Below are 15,314 nucleotides of genomic sequence, written 5' to 3'. Positions count from 1 at the left end.
GTTGCAGCAAGTCAGGCAAATGGCGAGTGTTCCTCTGTCGCAAGGAAAAAACCCAACAAAATAGCGGTTTTGAATACTTCTTGTCCCGAAATTTAAGTTGCGGTAAGTTGCAGCACAAAAAAGCTGATGGCGAACAGGAGAATGCTTGGAACTGGTCCGCTATGAAACAAATTTCACCTCATGTACCGCGTTACAACCTCCGTACATCCCTCCCGAATGCCGCGAACCTATTGCGTTCGCGGCATTTTTGCGCTATCTTATAGACAACGGATTTCATTTTAGTTTCAGTTTCAGTTTCAGTTTCATTCTTGGGAAGCATGGTGCTTCCCCGCCGTAGAGGTTTGGTTTTGGGATAAGGAGGAACGCACATGGCACTCAGCAAGGATGTCATCATGCAAAACATGCAGCGGTTTGGCGGCGCAATGTATACGCCCGTCATCCTGTTTGCATTCTTCGGTCTGACGGTGGCGGTGTCCATCGTCTGCAAGAACGAGGGACTGCTCGGCAGCATCGCCGCACAGGGTACGCTCTGGTACGATTTCTGGTTCGTCGTCGAACAGGGCGCGTGGACAGTGTTCGCGCAGATGCCCATTCTCTTCGCGATTGCCGTTCCCATCGGCTTTGCGAAAAAGGAACCCGCACGCTGTGCGATGGAGTCCTTCGTCATCTATATGCTGTTCAACTACTTCATCTCCGCGTTCCTCACGCTCCACGGCAGCGCGTTCGGCGTGGACTACAGCCAGCAGGCAGGTCCCGGCACGGGGCTGGCGATGATCGCGAACATCAAGACGCTCGACATGGGTATGCTCGGCGCGATCTTCATCGCCTGCTGCACGGCGTTCCTGCACAACCGCTTCTATGACACGAACATCCCCGACTGGCTCGGCATCTTCAAAGGTCCTGCGTTCGTCGTCGCGGTCGGCTTTGTCGTCATGATCCCGATGGCACTCCTCTTCTGCATCGTCTGGCCGGCGGTACAGCACGCCATCGAGCAGTTCCAATTCTTCCTCAAGACCAGCGGCATCATCGGTGTCTGGGCATACACATTCTCGGAGAAAATGCTCCTGCCGGCGGGTCTGCATCACTTCATCTACCTCCCGTTCATCTTCGGCCCTGCGGTCGTGGACGGCGGCATCCAGGCATACTGGCTCGGACATATCAACGACTTCATGGTCAGCGGACAGTCGCTCCGCGAACTCTTCCCCGAGGGCGGCTTTGCCCTCCACGGCAGCGGCAAGGTCTTCGGTCTGCCGGGCGCGGCACTCGCGATCTATATGTGTGCAAAGCCCGAAAAGCGCAAAAAGACGGCTGCGCTCCTCATCCCCGCGACGATCACGGCGGTGCTCTGCGGCATCACAGAGCCGATCGAGTTCACCTTCCTCTTTGTCGCACCGCTTCTCTATCTCCTGCACGCGCTGCTCTCGGCAACGCTCTCCGCAACGCTCTATGCGATCGGCCTCTCGGGCAACTTCGGCGGCGGTCTGATTGACTGCTTCGTACAGAACTGGATTCCGCTCTTCTCGTATCACTATACGACGTATCTCATGCAGATCGGTGTGGGGCTGTGCTTCACCGCGATTTACTTCTTCGTGTTCCGTTTCGTCATTCAGCTCAAGGACTACAAGACCCCCGGCCGCACGGACGACGGTGTGGAGGACAAGCTCTTTACCAAGGCGGACTACAAGGCAAAACAGGCGGGTGCTGCAGGTGCTGCGGCTGCCGCTCCCGGCATGAAGCTCGACGAGCGCGATGTCAAGGCGCGTGCCTTCCTCGACGGTCTCGGCGGCGCGGCGAACATCAAGGACGTGACGAACTGTGCAACGCGTCTGCGCGTTACGGTCAACGATCCCGAGCAGGTTGCTCCGTCGGCGGTATTCACCGATGCGGGTGCACACGGACTTGTCCGCAACGGTCACGCATTCCAAGTCATTGTCGGTCTCTCCGTCCCGCAGATCCGCGAGCGTTTCGAGGCACTCCTCACCGCTCCCGCCTCGGATGTGACCGAGGTTGCCGTCGGCACGGAGAAGTCCGTCGCCATCAACGCAGTTACAACGGGTCACGTCATCGACATGAGCGAGGTCAAGGACGAGATGTTCTCGCAGAAGATGATGGGCGACGGTGTTGCGGTCGAGCCGACCGAGGGCGTTGTGGTCGCTCCTGCGGATGCCGAGGTTACGATGGTCATGGAGGACAGCCGCCATGCGGTAGGACTTCGTATGGACAACGGCGCGGAACTCCTCATCCACATCGGTGTGGACACGGTAAAACTTGAGGGCAAGGGCTTTGAACTGCTCGTCAAGATGGGCGACAGCGTAAAGGCGGGTGCGCCGCTCGTGAAGTTCGACCGCGATGTGATTCATGCGGCGGGCTATCAGGACACGGTCATCATGGCGGTCACGAACTCCGCCGAGTACCCGCTCATGAAGAAGACGACGGGCATGGATGCCAAGGCGGGCGAAACCCCTGTGCTGACGTTCTGATATTTGTATCTGTGGGTCATGCGTTGCCCGCCGCGAACGCTTAGTTGCGCAAGCGATCATGCGCTTGTATGCTCAAATACCGGCGGACTTCTTAAACGCGCTTCGCTTGAACGAAAGAAATCCGCCGGGGCATACCGCACATTTTACTCGCTTGCTCCACTAGGGTTCGCTTACGGGCAAGGCATTTCCCCACAAACTACCGATACGAAATTCACATAACTGCACAGTAACTTTGCAGGAAAGGAATACCGATGAAAGCAACGAAATGGTGGCAGAACACCGCTGTCTACCAAATCTACCCGAAGAGCTTCAACGATACCACGGGCAGCGGCACGGGCGATCTGCGCGGCATCACCGAAAAGCTCGACTATCTGAAGGAGCTCGGCGCAGGTGCGCTCTGGCTCACCCCCGTTTACCCCTCGCCCATGGTCGATAACGGCTACGACATCAGCGACTACACGGGCATCAATCCCCAGTTCGGCACACTCGCCGACATGGAGGAACTGATCGCCGAGGCAAAGAAGCGCGATATGCGCATCGTCATGGATCTCGTCTACAACCACAGCTCCGATCAGCACCCGTGGTTCATCGAGTCCAAGAGCAGCCGAAATAATCCAAAGAGCGACTGGTACATCTGGCGCGATGCGAAGGAGGGCGGCAGTGCGCCGACGAACTGGCGCGGCATCTTCGGCGGCTCCGCGTGGACGTACTGCGCAGAACGCGATCAGTACTACCTCCACACCTTTGCCGAGGCGCAGCCCGACCTCAACTGGGAGAATCCAGAAGTACGCGCAGCCCTCTTTGCGGCGGCGAACTTCTGGCTCGACAAGGGCGTCGGCGGCTTCCGCATCGACGCGATCACCTACATCAAGAAACCCGCCGTCTTTGCCGACGGCACGCCCGACGCGGCGGACGGCATGGTGAGCATCCACGATATGACGGCGAACACACCCGGCATCCTCGATTTCCTCCACGAATTCCGCCGGGAGGTCTTTGACGGACACGACATCTTCACCGTCGGCGAGGCAAACGGCGTCTCGGTCGCAGAGCTCCCCGACTGGGTCGGCGAGAACGGCGTGTTCTCCATGCTGTTCGAGTTCGCCCACGTCCTCGTTCCGTACGAGGGCGGCGAATGCTGGTCGAAGATGCTCCCGTGGAAGCTCACAAAGCTCAAGAGAGCACTCTCGGCAAGTCAGGCGGGCGTCGCCAAGGAGGGCTGGTACCCGATCTACTTCGAGAACCATGACCGCGCGCGCTCGGTGAACTACTTCTTCCCGAAGGGCGGTGATACGCAGCTTGCGGCAAAGGCACTTGCGACCGTCCTCATGACCCTGCGCGGCACGCCCTTCATCTACGAGGGCGAAGAGCTCGGCATGACCAATGTCAAGTGGGACAGCATCAAGGCTTATGATGATATTTCCTCCCACGGACAGTACGAGCTTGCACTCAAGGAAGGATTCAGCCCCGCAGAGGCACTTTCCTTTGTCCACTTCAACAGCCGCGACAACGCACGCACGCCGATGCAGTGGGACACGTCGGAACACGCGGGCTTTACAACGGGAACGCCGTGGCTGCCCGCGAACGAGAACTATCACACAATCAATGCGGCGGCAGAGGTGCGGGATGCAGATTCCGTCCTCTCCTACTACAAACAGATCATCCGTCTGCGCAAGACGAACCCCGTCCTCCTCAACGGTGTCTATGAGGAACTGCTCGCTGACAATGAGCAGATCTACGCATTCTCACGCACGGAGGGCACGCGCCGCATCGTTACGGCGGTCAACTTCTCTCTGGAGGAGGCGCAGCTGCCCGCAGGATTCCTAAAGGGCGTGCGTCTGATCGGCAGCTATACGGATGCACCGAAAAATGTGCTTCGCCCGCTTGAGGCGGTCGTCTATGAGGAGGAAGTAAAATGAAAGTAGCGGCAAGCGACTACGATGGCACGCTGCTCAGGGGCGGCAAAATCGACGCAGAAACGACGGAGGGCATCGCCCGCTGGCGTGCCGCAGGACACAAGTTCGGTGTCATCTCCGGCCGCGACTACGGGATGCTCGTCCCCCAGCTTGAGGAATACGGGGTCGAGTTCGACTACACCGTCTGCAACAACGGCGGCATCATACGAGGTGCGGATGCAGCCGTCCGATTTCAGGCGGAGATTGATCCTCGCGCGCTCACGGCGATTGCGGCGGAGCCGAGCGCGCAGAAGTCTTTCCACTTTGCCTTCTCGGCGGCAGATGTGACCTACCTCTGCCACCACTCCGAGGGCTCGTGGATCGAGCGCGAGGCAAAGGACTGGGACTTCCCCATCGTCTACATCACGGAAGCCGACATCGGAGGACTGACGGGGATTCAGCAGTTCTCGCTCGGCTTCCATGAGCCTGCCCTGTCCGATGAATGTGCGGCGATACTCAACGCCAAACTCGGAGACAAGATCCACGCCTTCCCGAATGCGTGCAGCCTTGACATCACGCCCGCCGGCATCAGCAAGGATCAAGGCATTCACACGCTCCTCTCCGTCATGGGATGGGACGGCGCGGAGGTGTTCGCCATCGGCGACGAAACGAACGACCTGCCGATGCTGAAAGCGTGGAACGGGTACTCGCTCACCACGGCACGCCCCGAGATACAGGCACAGGCGAAGCAGGTATTCCCGAGCGTCGGCGCGATGCTCGATCACTTTTGTTGAACGGCTTGGATCGGAACATGGGATAAGGGCAGCCTCCAAAGCAAACCCTAGTGAAGCAAGCGGAGCAAAGGGCACGTTCTGCCCCCTGCGGATTTCTTTCGTTCAAGCGCAGCGCGTTTAAGAAGTCCGCAGGTATTTCGGCAGATAAGTGCCCGACCGCCTGCGTAACGAGGCGTTTGCGTGGAGGTCGCCCGAAACATAAAAATTTTTTTGGGAGGAGTTACCATGGGATTTGATCGTGAAAAATTTGACGAGATAAAGGCAGCCTTCACCATAGACGACGATGCGCTCCGCAAGATCGCCGACGATTTCCGCGCCGATATGTGTGCGGGGCTCGCGGGCAAAGAGGGCGCAACGCTCCGTATGCTCCGCTCCTATGCAGGACTTCCGAGCGGCAAGGAGCACGGCTCCTTCCTCGCGCTCGACTTCGGCGGCACGAACGTCCGCGCAGTGAGCATCCTCCTCAAGGGCGGCGGCGAATACGAGGTACTGAGCAAGGTCGCAAAGCCGCTCACCCTCCCCGGTGTCTATGACTATGTGAGTGCGGACGCGACGGCGGAGGAGATGTTCGACTTTCTCGCTGAGATCATCGACGAGGCAATCGGCGGCAATCGGGAGACGAAATATCTCCTCGGCCACACCTTCTCCTTCCCGTCGCAGCAGACCGACCTCTACAACGCGAAGCTCATCGTCTGGACGAAGGAATTCGCCACGCAGGGCGTCGAAGGCAAAGTCGTCAACGATCTCCTCAAGGAGGCGCTTGCACGGCGCGGCATGACGAACGTCGTTCCCGTCGCCGTCATCAACGATACGGTCGCGGTACTGCTCGCGGCAGCGTACAAGCACGAGCACACCTACATCGGATCAATCTACGCCACGGGGCAGAACACCTGCTACTACGAGGAATTTGCAGATGGTAGTGAGCCGCCGACCGTCATCAACATGGAGTCGGGTGGCTTTGGACATCTGCCCTTCTCCAAATACGACGATCTTCTGGACAGAGAATCCGAGCAGCCCGGCGCACAGCGTCTGGAGAAGATGGTGTCGGGACGCTACCTCGGGACGCTCTACGGTGCGGCACTGGCGGATCTCCTCGGTGCGGACGGAGTTTACCCCTTTTCAAGCATCGAGCTCTCCGAGATCATCACCGATGCCTACCTCGACCGCCATGCGGCAGGTGCGGTCATCGAGGCAAAGACGGGCATGACCTTCACCGCCGCCGAGCGCACCTTGCTGCAGGAACTCGCGACCGCCGTCATCGTCCGCTCCGCACGCATCGTCGCGGCAACCTACGTCGCCATCATCCAGCACCGCATGGGTGAGAACGAGCTTGAGAACCAGTTCGTCGCCGTCGACGGCTCCGTCTATGAGAAAGTCCCGCTCGTCGCACATCATCTGCGCGGCGCGCTCGACACACTCCTCTTGGATGAGGCGGTCAACGTCAAGATCATCCTCGAAAACGCGGGCTCTGCCCTCGGTGCGGCACTCGCAGCAGCCATGACAGAGAAAAACTGAGCATATACGAAAACACCCCGCAGGGCTCATCCCTGCGGGGCGTTTTTATCATCTCAGTTTCCAAATAGTTCGCTGTGTGTACCTGTTCTCGCCAAGGTCAACACAAGCACATTGTGCTCAATCCGATAGACAAGCAGTCAATCCGGCTGAATATGACACTCACGATAGCCGCGCCATCGACCAAGCAGAGCATGATCTTTGTTTTTGCTCGGCAGTGCTTCTCCGCGTGAGAGTGTACGGATGATTTCATCAATCAATACAAGATCAAGATGGCGTTTCATCGCCAATTTATAATCCTTCTTGAACTGACTTGTCCAGACAATCTCCAAGGCTTTCATGCTTTCAGTGCCCGCAGGGCTTCTTCCACATCGGAATAACGCTTGACAGACGGATCACTCAAGATATGCTCTGCTTCCATCAGCGCAGCAACAGTCTCCTGATTCGGTGTGTCCACGCGAACCTCAAACGGAAAACCGCCAACGCGAAGGGACTGCCGCAAAAATACGTTGATCGCCGTCGTCAGATCAATGCCAAGTTCGCCATACAGAGCCTCACTCTGTTCTTTCACATCACGATCCACACAGACATTTACATCCATGACAGCAGCCATATGGACATCCCCTTTCTGTTTGCGCGGATTTGATTTTTGCTCACACCAGCTTATAGTATTTCAGCTGCCGATAGAGCGAGTAGATCGCGGCGGGGAAGCCGAGGACGATGCCCGCGATGGTACAGACGCGCCCCGTACCGAGGAAGTCGTCGGCGCATTTGCCGAGGAAGATAAAGATGCCAAGAAAGATGACGAAGTAGATACCGACCCCGGAGAGGAGGCCAAAGGCACGCAGTGCCTCCGCCATGCCCGAGGCAGGCGGTGTTTTTTTCTCCGCCATCGTCTCCCCGCCCCTCTCTTCCCTTGAGGAAACACCGATAAATTCAGCGATTCCTTTACGCTCCAAACGGATCCGGTATCGTGTGCGAATGTCCCGCGTGGTAGAGGATCGCCTCGATGATACGGCGTGCCGCCTCTCCGTCGCCATAGGGATTCACCGCCTCTGCCATCGAGCGGTAGCCGATCGGATCCGTCAAAAGGCGCATCGTTTCCTCATAGACGCGCTGCTCATCCGTCCCGATGAGGCGCACCGTCCCCGCCGCGACCGCTTCGGGACGTTCCGTCGTGTCGCGCAGAACGAGGACGGGCTTGCCGAGCGAGGGAGCCTCCTCCTGAATCCCGCCCGAGTCCGTGAGCACAAGATCGACCCGCGCCATGAGGTTCGCGAACGGCTCATATTCGAGCGGAGCGATGAGATGCACGCGTTCGAGCCCTCCCAGCTCCTCCCGTACGATCTCGCGTACCTTTGGATTGCGGTGTACGGGAAAGACGACCTCCACATCGTCCAGTTCCTCAATGATGCTGCGAATCGCGCGATAGACATGGCGCATCGGCTCCCCGAGATTCTCGCGGCGATGCGTTGTAACGAGCAGGACGCGATGGTTCGCAAAGTCCACCCCGTCCAGTTTGTCGGCAAACACATAGTCGGGACGCACGATATGATGCAGCGCATCAATGACGGTGTTGCCCGTGACGAAAATGCGCCGCTCGGGCACGCCCTCGGCGAGAAGGTTCGCCTGCGCCGTCGGTGTCGGTGCGAAGTGCAGGGTCGCGATGCCGCCCGTAAGGCGGCGGTTCATCTCCTCGGGGAACGGCGAGTAGATGTCGTGCGTACGAAGTCCCGCCTCGACGTGTCCGACGGGGATTTGATGGTAGTATGCGGCGAGTGCGCCGGCAAAGGTGGTGGTCGTGTCGCCGTGGACTAAGACGAGGTCGGGACGCTCCTTCTGAAACACCTCGTTGATGCCGAGCATGGCACGCGTCGTGATATCGAAAAGGGTCTGCCCCGCCGCCATGATATTGAGGTCATAGTCCGGTGTGATGTGGAAGAGGTGCAACACCTGATCGAGCATTTCACGGTGCTGTGCCGTGACGAGCGTCCGCGTTTCGATCGTATCCGTGTGACGCATGAGTTCCCTGACGACAGGGGCCATTTTGATTGCCTCGGGACGTGTGCCAAAGATCGACATGACTTTGATTTTGCCGGTCATTCTGCCTGTGCTCCTCTCAGAGTTCATACCCCGTACGTGCTCCACGCGAACACCTCGTTACGCAAGCGATGTGTGCCGATAGGAGCGCTGTACCGTTATTTCTTTATTTCTGCTGCGGCGCATCCATGCGGAGGATGCCCAGTTTCCGAACACCGATGAACACCGCGCCTGCAACGATCAGGATGATGAGGGTTGCCGCCTGTGTGCTGACCGCCGTGAGGGCGAGGGCGCACAGGCCAAAGAGTGCGCTCACCACGTACATGAGCAGTACCGCCTGTTTCTGCGTAAAGCCGCGTGCGAGCAGACGGTGATGGAGATGCCCCTTGTCCGGCTTGAAGATCGGGCGGTGGTTGCGCGCGCGCCGCACGATGGCGAACGTGGTGTCGAGGATCGGCAGCCCGAGCGCGAGGATCGGCACGATCAGCGCAATCGTCGCCGCACTCTTGACCGCGCCGACCACGGAGATGCCCGCGAGGATGAACCCGAGGAACATACTGCCCGTATCGCCCATGAAGATGCGCGCGGGGTTGAAATTGTAGTAGAGGAAGCCGACCGCCGCGCCCGCGAGTGCCGCTGTCACCATCGCCACGAACGGGATCCCCTCCTCCATCGCCACGAGGAAGATCGTAATGGCGGCAATGGAGGACACCCCCGCCGCAAGCCCATCCAGCCCGTCGATCAGGTTGACCGTATTCGTCAGCCCGACGACCCAGAAGATCGTTGCGGGAATGGCGAAATACTCCAGATAGATAAAGTCGCCGAGCGGATCGGTGATGAAGTCAATCCGCACGTCAAAGGCGATAACGAGCACGGACGCGGCGATGATCTGCCCAAGCAGCTTCACCTTCGCCGGCAGGTCGCAATAGTCGTCGATGATGCCGATTGCGACGATGATCGTCCCCCCGACCATGAGCCCGATGAGGCTCATCATGAACTCCGGTGTCAGCTCGATAAAGAGGAGCTGTACCAGAATCGACACCATAAACGCCGCATAGATGCCGATGCCGCCGATGCGCGGGATGGGGCGTTCGTGCACCTTGCGCGCGTCGGGTTTGTCGAGTGCTCCCGTACGCCGCGCAAAGGTGATGACCGCCGGTGTCAGTATAAGCGCCATGCCAAGCGCGATCATAAAGGCTAAGACATTATCGGGCATGAATGATTGCTCTCCTTAAAAGAAGTATCCGAACTACATACTTCTGTTCATCTTACCGCAGGATAGGGACGCTGTCAATCAGACAATAAAAGAGTACGGGATATACACCACAAAAATTACGGGTCTACGTCAAATGTTACGGATATGCGTGCTCCACGCAAACACTTAGTTGCGCAAGCGTTCGTGTGCTTGTACGCTCAAATACCGCCAGACTTCTTAAACGCGCTACGCTTGAACGAAAGAAGTCCGGCGGGGCGTACCGCACACTTTTCCCGCTTGCTCCACTAGGGTTTGCTTAGGAGCATCGCTATCCTCATTCTTCCGTAACATTTATTATAAAACCGAAATTATCGTTTTTCCAAGAACCTCTGCGCCAATATCACTGCGACAAAATCATCCACGGGTACGGGCGGAACGAGCATCCCGCGCGGCACGAGCCGCCGCCACCCGCGCGGCGGATGCGCCTCCCAGTAGGCGACCTTCGCCGCATCTGTCGTGCGGTACTCATCGACAAGCGTCACCGTGCGCCCCAAAGCCTCCACACGAGCCTTTGCCGCCACACTGGTCGTACCGTTGCCCATGATGACAGTCGGCGCATACGATTGGATGAGCGTTCCCACGGCGGCATCCAGTTCCACGGTGGGGACAACACGCTGCACCAGCACCCTGCCGTCCGGCGCGAGCACAGCAACCCCGCATTTGTCGCGCCCGGGGTCAATCGCAAGGACACAGCTGCTCACGTCCCGCTCCCATCTTCACGCTCTATCTTAAATTTCAGCCGCAAAGGTCCCATCGCATCCGTATCGCCGTCCGCATAGGCGGAGATCACGACCGCATCCGTGCGTTCCGCAAGATCCTGCACCAGACTGTAGAACTCCGCGCCCTCGATGACACCGACCGTACCGCGGATCGGATCGGGCAGGATGCCCTTTGCCGATGCCGCCGCATTGACCTCGCGCAGGAACGCCATGACCGTCTGCTCGGAGGCATTCCCAAGCCCCTCGGAATCATAGACGCGGGCAATAATCAGCTCCCCGTTATGATAAATGATACGGTTCGGGTACAGTTCGATGGAGGCGCGCACCTCATCGCCGCGCACAAGATTGCCTGCCGCAACAATGCGCACAATCATATCGACGGGGCTCTGCTCAATCGCACGCACGGCGGCTTCGTACTCGGGGCTGTAGATCCAGATGTCCTGATCCGTGTGGTTCTCGCCGAGACGCGCCGAGATATTGCGCGTCCCGAGTTGGGCGATTCCCGCCATGCCGCGCTCGACCTCATCGTGTGAAAGCCCTGCGGGGATCGTCCCGCTCGCGATGATCTCCCCCGCCTGATAGACAATATTCCCCTCGCGGAGATTCAATATATTTTCGCGCAATTCGTTCGCACGCACGCCGAGTTCCTGAATATCCGTCTGCAGCGTTTCATTCTCACCTGCAAGGCGGCCGTTGAGGGAAACAAGCCCCTCCTTCTCCATCATGAGCGCACGATTACCCGCCGCGAGACGATCGGATTCGGCACGCAGATCCGCCTGTTCTCCGCTCAGACGCGCAATCTCCGCCTCCGACTTTGCCAGCTCGCCGCTCGCCTCCTCCTGCGCACGCTGCGCCTGCTCAAGCTCCCCCGAAGTAAAATCGAGCGCCGTGCGCGTGTCAGCAATCAAGGTATTCAGCCGCTCCATGCCAAAGAGCGCCGTGCGTACATTCTCGGATACCGCCGCCATAATGCCGAACGTCACCGTCGTGATACAGATCCCCGTGACGACCGTCACCAGAACCGCCGTATGACGTGGACGCAGCCCGAAGATCGACAGCTTCTTCTTGCCGATGCGCGTCCCGAGCCGATCGCCGATCAGAGCGATGACGCCGCCGACCACGGCAAGGACAAATATGAGTGTGATGCCGTACATGGTGCGTCACCCCTTTCCTTTTCCCAAATGATTGCTGCCAAAGCTACTGAGAGGCACGGCGCAGGAGAATCCCGCCCGCGATCATACCGACGATGTTCGGCAGCCAGACCGCCGGCAGCGCGGGCAGCACCTCGCCGCGCGCGAACGCGTTGCCCATCGTCATGAGTGCATAGTAGATAAAGATGATGATAACGCTCATCGCAAACCCTGCCGAGGACGAGTTGCGTGTCGGCTGAAGTCCCAAGGGAACGCCGATGAGCGTAAAGATGAGGCTCGCCATCGGAATCGACACGCGCTGATACAGCTCCGTTTCAAGCTTCGTCGTGTTGACATACTGCGTCTGCATGAGTGCGATCTGGTGGCGCAGCTCGCGCATCGTCATCTCCTCCGGCTTCTTTTGCTCGCGGATGATCTGACGCGGATCCTGCTGCACGGGAAGCACCTGCGTCTCAAAGCGCATCCGCCGCTCGATGTGCTCGTTGGCGATCTCGTAGACATCGCCCTTGTGCATGATCCACTCCGAACCCGTCCACTCCGCATACTCCGCATTCTCGACGTGCGTAACCTTGCCGTCCGCGCCGAACACCTGCAGACTGACCCCCGTGAGCCGCTGCTGCTCCGCATCAAAGGTGCGTGCATAGACGAGCCGCTGAATTTTCCCATCGTCAATCTCCTTGATGATGAGATGCTCCTGCGACTTCATCGCCGTATTGCCCTCGATCTCATAGTAAATCACATTGCGGTATGCCGTATTGGCACGCGGAACAACGTGCTCGTTGAAGAGAATCGCGCCGACACTCACGACGAATCCGAGGAGAATCGCGGGCGCGGCAATCCGACCGAAGCCGATGCCGCAGGACTTCATCGCCGTGATTTCACTTGCCGAGGAGAGCCGTCCGAACGTCAGGAGACTCGCGAGCAGCATCGACATCGGGAACGTCCACATGACGACGCCGGGGAGGCTGAACACAAAGATCTTGAGGATCGACGGCAGCGATGCACCATAGTCCGTAATGTACTGCGCAATGCGAAAGAGCGTACCCGAACCGATAAAGACCGCCGAGAAGGCGCAGATCGCAAAGAGGAAGGACAGAAAGACCTCCCGAAAGATATATTTGTCGAGGATACGGATCCTTAGGCGCATAGCACTCTCCCCTGATTATTTCCATCGAACCCATTCGCTCTATTTTATCATTTTCACCCGCTCTTGACAAGAATGCAAAAGGCCAAAGAGGCTCCCCGCTGTGTCACTCATCTCCCGCATTCTATTAGGAAATAATTCCTTTTTATTACATTAGGTTACAGAATAAATTTATTTTATTCGGCTTATAGCATTCTCCCAAAACTCATGCTATAATCAGAAAAAATTAAAACGAAAGGAAGTGCCGACAAAATGTAGATCAAAAAAAAAAAACAAGTCACATCAATTACTGTAAGTGGAGAGAACTGCTATGAAACTTCGTCCAAAACTGATGATCGGGATCGGTGTACCGCTCCTGCTCGCCTTTCTCATCCTGGGGCTCATCATCCGTGCAATCGCCATCAACTCCATCGAGACTTCCACCGAACAGATCATGCGGGAGACGGCTTCCCATTGTGAGACTGCGCTCGACGATTTCATCGGGGAACGTGCGGCAGTACTGGATGCCGTCGCAATCGCATGGAACAACAAGACGCCGCCGCCGGGCGATCTGAATGAGGTCTTTCAAGGGATCACAAAGGCGGACAGCGCCTCGGTTCTGCTCTACGCCGATCCGAAGGGTGTCATGACCACGAAGGACGGTGTCGCGGAGGGATTCGATGCGAGCACACGCCCGTGGTTCAAGGGAGCGGTTGCAACGGGCAAGGTCTTTATGACCGATCCCTACTGGTCGACGGTCGGCGGCACCGGCATCACTGTCACCCTCGGAAAACCGATGATGCAGGGCGGTTCGCTTGCCGCCGTTCTCGGCATGGACGTTTCACTCGCCGAGGTGATGAACCTCTTCGACAAGATCCAGGTCGGCAAGACCGGCTCGGTGTTCGTCCTCGGACCGCACGGCAAGTTCGTCTATCATCATAACCACGAGTTCAAAGGGCCGTCCATCACGGAGCTGGACGGCGGCAAGTACACGGATCTCGCCGCACGCCTGATGTCGAACAAGGAGGAAGTGTTCACAGCCGAGTTTGACGGACAGGAGATGTACTTCGCATCCCGTCCGGTCGGCACGACGGGATGGACGGTCGTCGTCAGCGTTCCCTGCGCCGAGGCATTTGCCACCGTGACGGATATATCCATCATCATTGCCCTCGTCAGCCTGATCGCCTTCCTCATCATGGGCGGCATTGTCGTCCTCTTTATCCGCGACATCACGACCCCGATGTTGGTGCTCGACGACACCATTGCAAAGATTGCGGGCGGCGATCTCTCGCACCGTCTCGCGGAAAGCGATCGTTCGGACGAAATCGGTTCGCTCCAAAACAACTGCACGAAGATGGTGCGTTCCCTGCGCGACATGGTCGCAGGGAGTGCGCACGCCGCCGAACAGGTATCAACGGCATCCGGCGAACTCTCGTCCAATACGACGAATGTTGCAGCCAGCTCCCAGACCGCAGCGACAGCCGTCATCAACATCGCCGAGCAGACCGCCGAGCAGAGCCGCATCGTCGAGGACGCCACAACAAAGGCACAGCAGACCACAGGACAGATGGAGATCGTCGCACAGTCCGTCGCCGATGTGACCGCCGTCGCCGAGTCCACGCACACCGAGACGCAGGAAGGTCATGAGATGCTGAACGAGCTCGTGCGCGGGGTCGAGCGCATCGCCGCCGGCGCAATGCACGTCAGCGATGCCGTCCGTCAGCTCTATGACGGCTCAAAGAAAATTGCCGACATCAACGAGGTCATCACGAACATCGCAGGACAGACCAAACTGCTCGCACTCAACGCCGCGATCGAGGCGGCGCGTGCAGGGGAGCAGGGACGCGGCTTTGCCATTGTCGCCGAGGAGGTCAGAAAACTCGCGGAGGAGTCCGAATCCGCCGCCCAGCAGATCAGCGGCATCATCAGCAACAACTCCGCGCAGATCCAGACCGCGTTTGACCTCACGAAGGAACAGCAGGCAGAAGTCAAAGAGAACGTCGAACAGGTCAAACAGGCAGGCGGCAAGTTCGACACCATCGCCGCCCTCATCCAGACCCTCACAGCCGAGATCGAAAAGATCGCCGTTGCAAGTCAGGAGACGCGCTCAGGCGCAGAAAGCGTGATGGCAGCCGTCGGGAAGCTCCACGAGATCTCCCACATCATCCACCAGGAAGCGACCGATGTCTCCGCTCTCGCCGAGGAACAATCGGCATCGAACACCGAGATTGCCGCAGCGACCGGAGCACTCTCCACGCTTGCCGAAGATCTCAAAAAAGACGTTCAACGCTTCAAACTTTGAAGCCCGATCAGCAAACAAAAAGAAGTCACTGTAACAGTGACTTCTT

The 15,314-nt window shown here is 58.3% G+C and carries 13 protein-coding genes; 5 read left to right on the top strand and 8 right to left on the bottom strand.

What is annotated here, in order from left to right:
- Positions 1–368: 368 nt before the first annotated feature.
- From QU667_RS01745 to QU667_RS01730, 4 genes are all read left to right on the top strand, one after another.
- Positions 369–2,480, top strand: coding sequence for an alpha-glucoside-specific PTS transporter subunit IIBC (locus tag QU667_RS01745; protein WP_304987631.1), 2,112 nt, complete (start codon positions 369–371; stop codon positions 2,478–2,480).
- 251 nt (positions 2,481–2,731) lie between these two features.
- Entirely contained in the window at positions 2,732–4,396 is a 1,665-nt protein-coding gene (locus QU667_RS01740; RefSeq protein ID WP_304987630.1) for a glycoside hydrolase family 13 protein, read from the top strand.
- The gene (locus QU667_RS01735; RefSeq protein ID WP_304987629.1) at positions 4,393–5,166 is read left to right on the top strand and encodes an HAD-IIB family hydrolase; all 774 of its coding nucleotides are present in this window, start codon (positions 4,393–4,395) and stop codon (positions 5,164–5,166) included. The genes QU667_RS01740 and QU667_RS01735 overlap by 4 nt, the downstream gene beginning before the upstream one ends.
- A 225-nt stretch (positions 5,167–5,391) precedes the next feature.
- A complete protein-coding gene (locus tag QU667_RS01730; RefSeq protein WP_304987628.1) occupies positions 5,392–6,681 on the top strand; it encodes a hexokinase family protein in 1,290 nt (429 codons plus the stop codon).
- 137 nt (positions 6,682–6,818) lie between these two features.
- On the opposite strand, the gene QU667_RS01725 is transcribed toward QU667_RS01730, so the two are convergent.
- The 8 genes from QU667_RS01725 to QU667_RS01690 all read right to left on the bottom strand — a co-directional run bounded on the left by QU667_RS01725 (position 6,819) and on the right by QU667_RS01690 (position 12,990).
- Positions 6,819–7,010, bottom strand: coding sequence for a type II toxin-antitoxin system YafQ family toxin (locus QU667_RS01725; RefSeq protein ID WP_425541855.1), 192 nt, complete (start codon positions 7,008–7,010; stop codon positions 6,819–6,821).
- 5 nt (positions 7,011–7,015) lie between these two features.
- Positions 7,016–7,291 carry a type II toxin-antitoxin system RelB/DinJ family antitoxin gene (locus QU667_RS01720; RefSeq protein ID WP_304987627.1) on the bottom strand — a complete coding sequence of 92 codons (276 nt, stop codon included), beginning with the start codon at positions 7,289–7,291 and terminating at the stop codon, positions 7,016–7,018.
- Positions 7,292–7,331: 40 nt separating this feature from the next.
- Complete coding sequence (locus QU667_RS01715) at positions 7,332–7,571, bottom strand: AtpZ/AtpI family protein (RefSeq protein WP_304987626.1); 240 nt, start codon at positions 7,569–7,571, stop codon at positions 7,332–7,334.
- 55 nt (positions 7,572–7,626) lie between these two features.
- A complete protein-coding gene (gene wecB / locus QU667_RS01710) occupies positions 7,627–8,781 on the bottom strand; it encodes a non-hydrolyzing UDP-N-acetylglucosamine 2-epimerase (RefSeq protein WP_304987625.1) in 1,155 nt (384 codons plus the stop codon).
- 103 nt (positions 8,782–8,884) lie between these two features.
- On the bottom strand, positions 8,885–9,934 hold the full coding sequence (locus QU667_RS01705) for a glycosyltransferase family 4 protein (RefSeq protein ID WP_304987624.1): 1,050 nt from the start codon (positions 9,932–9,934) through the stop codon (positions 8,885–8,887).
- Positions 9,935–10,281: 347 nt separating this feature from the next.
- Entirely contained in the window at positions 10,282–10,674 is a 393-nt protein-coding gene (locus tag QU667_RS01700) for a RuvC family protein (protein ID WP_304987623.1), read from the bottom strand.
- The gene (locus QU667_RS01695) at positions 10,671–11,846 is read right to left on the bottom strand and encodes a DUF3084 domain-containing protein (RefSeq protein WP_304987622.1); all 1,176 of its coding nucleotides are present in this window, start codon (positions 11,844–11,846) and stop codon (positions 10,671–10,673) included. The genes QU667_RS01700 and QU667_RS01695 overlap by 4 nt, the downstream gene beginning before the upstream one ends.
- A gap of 43 nt (positions 11,847–11,889) precedes the next feature.
- Positions 11,890–12,990: an LptF/LptG family permease gene (locus tag QU667_RS01690; RefSeq protein ID WP_304987621.1), complete on the bottom strand. Its 1,101-nt coding sequence runs from the start codon at positions 12,988–12,990 to the stop codon at positions 11,890–11,892.
- A 307-nt stretch (positions 12,991–13,297) separates the two neighbouring features.
- On the opposite strand from QU667_RS01690, the gene QU667_RS01685 reads away from it, so the two are divergent.
- Positions 13,298–15,268, top strand: coding sequence for a methyl-accepting chemotaxis protein (locus QU667_RS01685; RefSeq protein WP_304987620.1), 1,971 nt, complete (start codon positions 13,298–13,300; stop codon positions 15,266–15,268).
- The last annotated feature ends 46 nt before the right edge of the window (positions 15,269–15,314 follow it).

The sequence above is a fragment of the Selenomonas dianae genome, assembly GCF_030644225.1.
GTDB lineage: Bacteria > Bacillota > Negativicutes > Selenomonadales > Selenomonadaceae > Centipeda > Centipeda dianae.
Note: the sequence above shows the minus strand (reverse complement) of the source record. Positions and strands in the feature narration are given on the sequence as shown.

Excerpts from the sequence above, each read along its gene's own strand:
- QU667_RS01745 (WP_304987631.1), top strand. The coding sequence starts at position 369 with ATGGCACTCAGCAAGGATGTCATCATGCAAAACATGCAGCGGTTTGGC.
- wecB (WP_304987625.1), bottom strand. The coding sequence starts at position 8,781 with ATGACCGGCAAAATCAAAGTCATGTCGATCTTTGGCACACGTCCCGAG.
- QU667_RS01695 (WP_304987622.1), bottom strand. The coding sequence starts at position 11,846 with ATGTACGGCATCACACTCATATTTGTCCTTGCCGTGGTCGGCGGCGTC.
- QU667_RS01730 (WP_304987628.1), top strand. The coding sequence starts at position 5,392 with ATGGGATTTGATCGTGAAAAATTTGACGAGATAAAGGCAGCCTTCACC.
- QU667_RS01690 (WP_304987621.1), bottom strand. The coding sequence starts at position 12,990 with ATGCGCCTAAGGATCCGTATCCTCGACAAATATATCTTTCGGGAGGTC.
- QU667_RS01715 (WP_304987626.1), bottom strand. The coding sequence starts at position 7,571 with ATGGCGGAGAAAAAAACACCGCCTGCCTCGGGCATGGCGGAGGCACTG.
- QU667_RS01705 (WP_304987624.1), bottom strand. The coding sequence starts at position 9,934 with ATGCCCGATAATGTCTTAGCCTTTATGATCGCGCTTGGCATGGCGCTT.
- QU667_RS01740 (WP_304987630.1), top strand. The coding sequence starts at position 2,732 with ATGAAAGCAACGAAATGGTGGCAGAACACCGCTGTCTACCAAATCTAC.
- QU667_RS01735 (WP_304987629.1), top strand. The coding sequence starts at position 4,393 with ATGAAAGTAGCGGCAAGCGACTACGATGGCACGCTGCTCAGGGGCGGC.
- QU667_RS01685 (WP_304987620.1), top strand. The coding sequence starts at position 13,298 with ATGAAACTTCGTCCAAAACTGATGATCGGGATCGGTGTACCGCTCCTG.
- QU667_RS01720 (WP_304987627.1), bottom strand. The coding sequence starts at position 7,291 with ATGGCTGCTGTCATGGATGTAAATGTCTGTGTGGATCGTGATGTGAAA.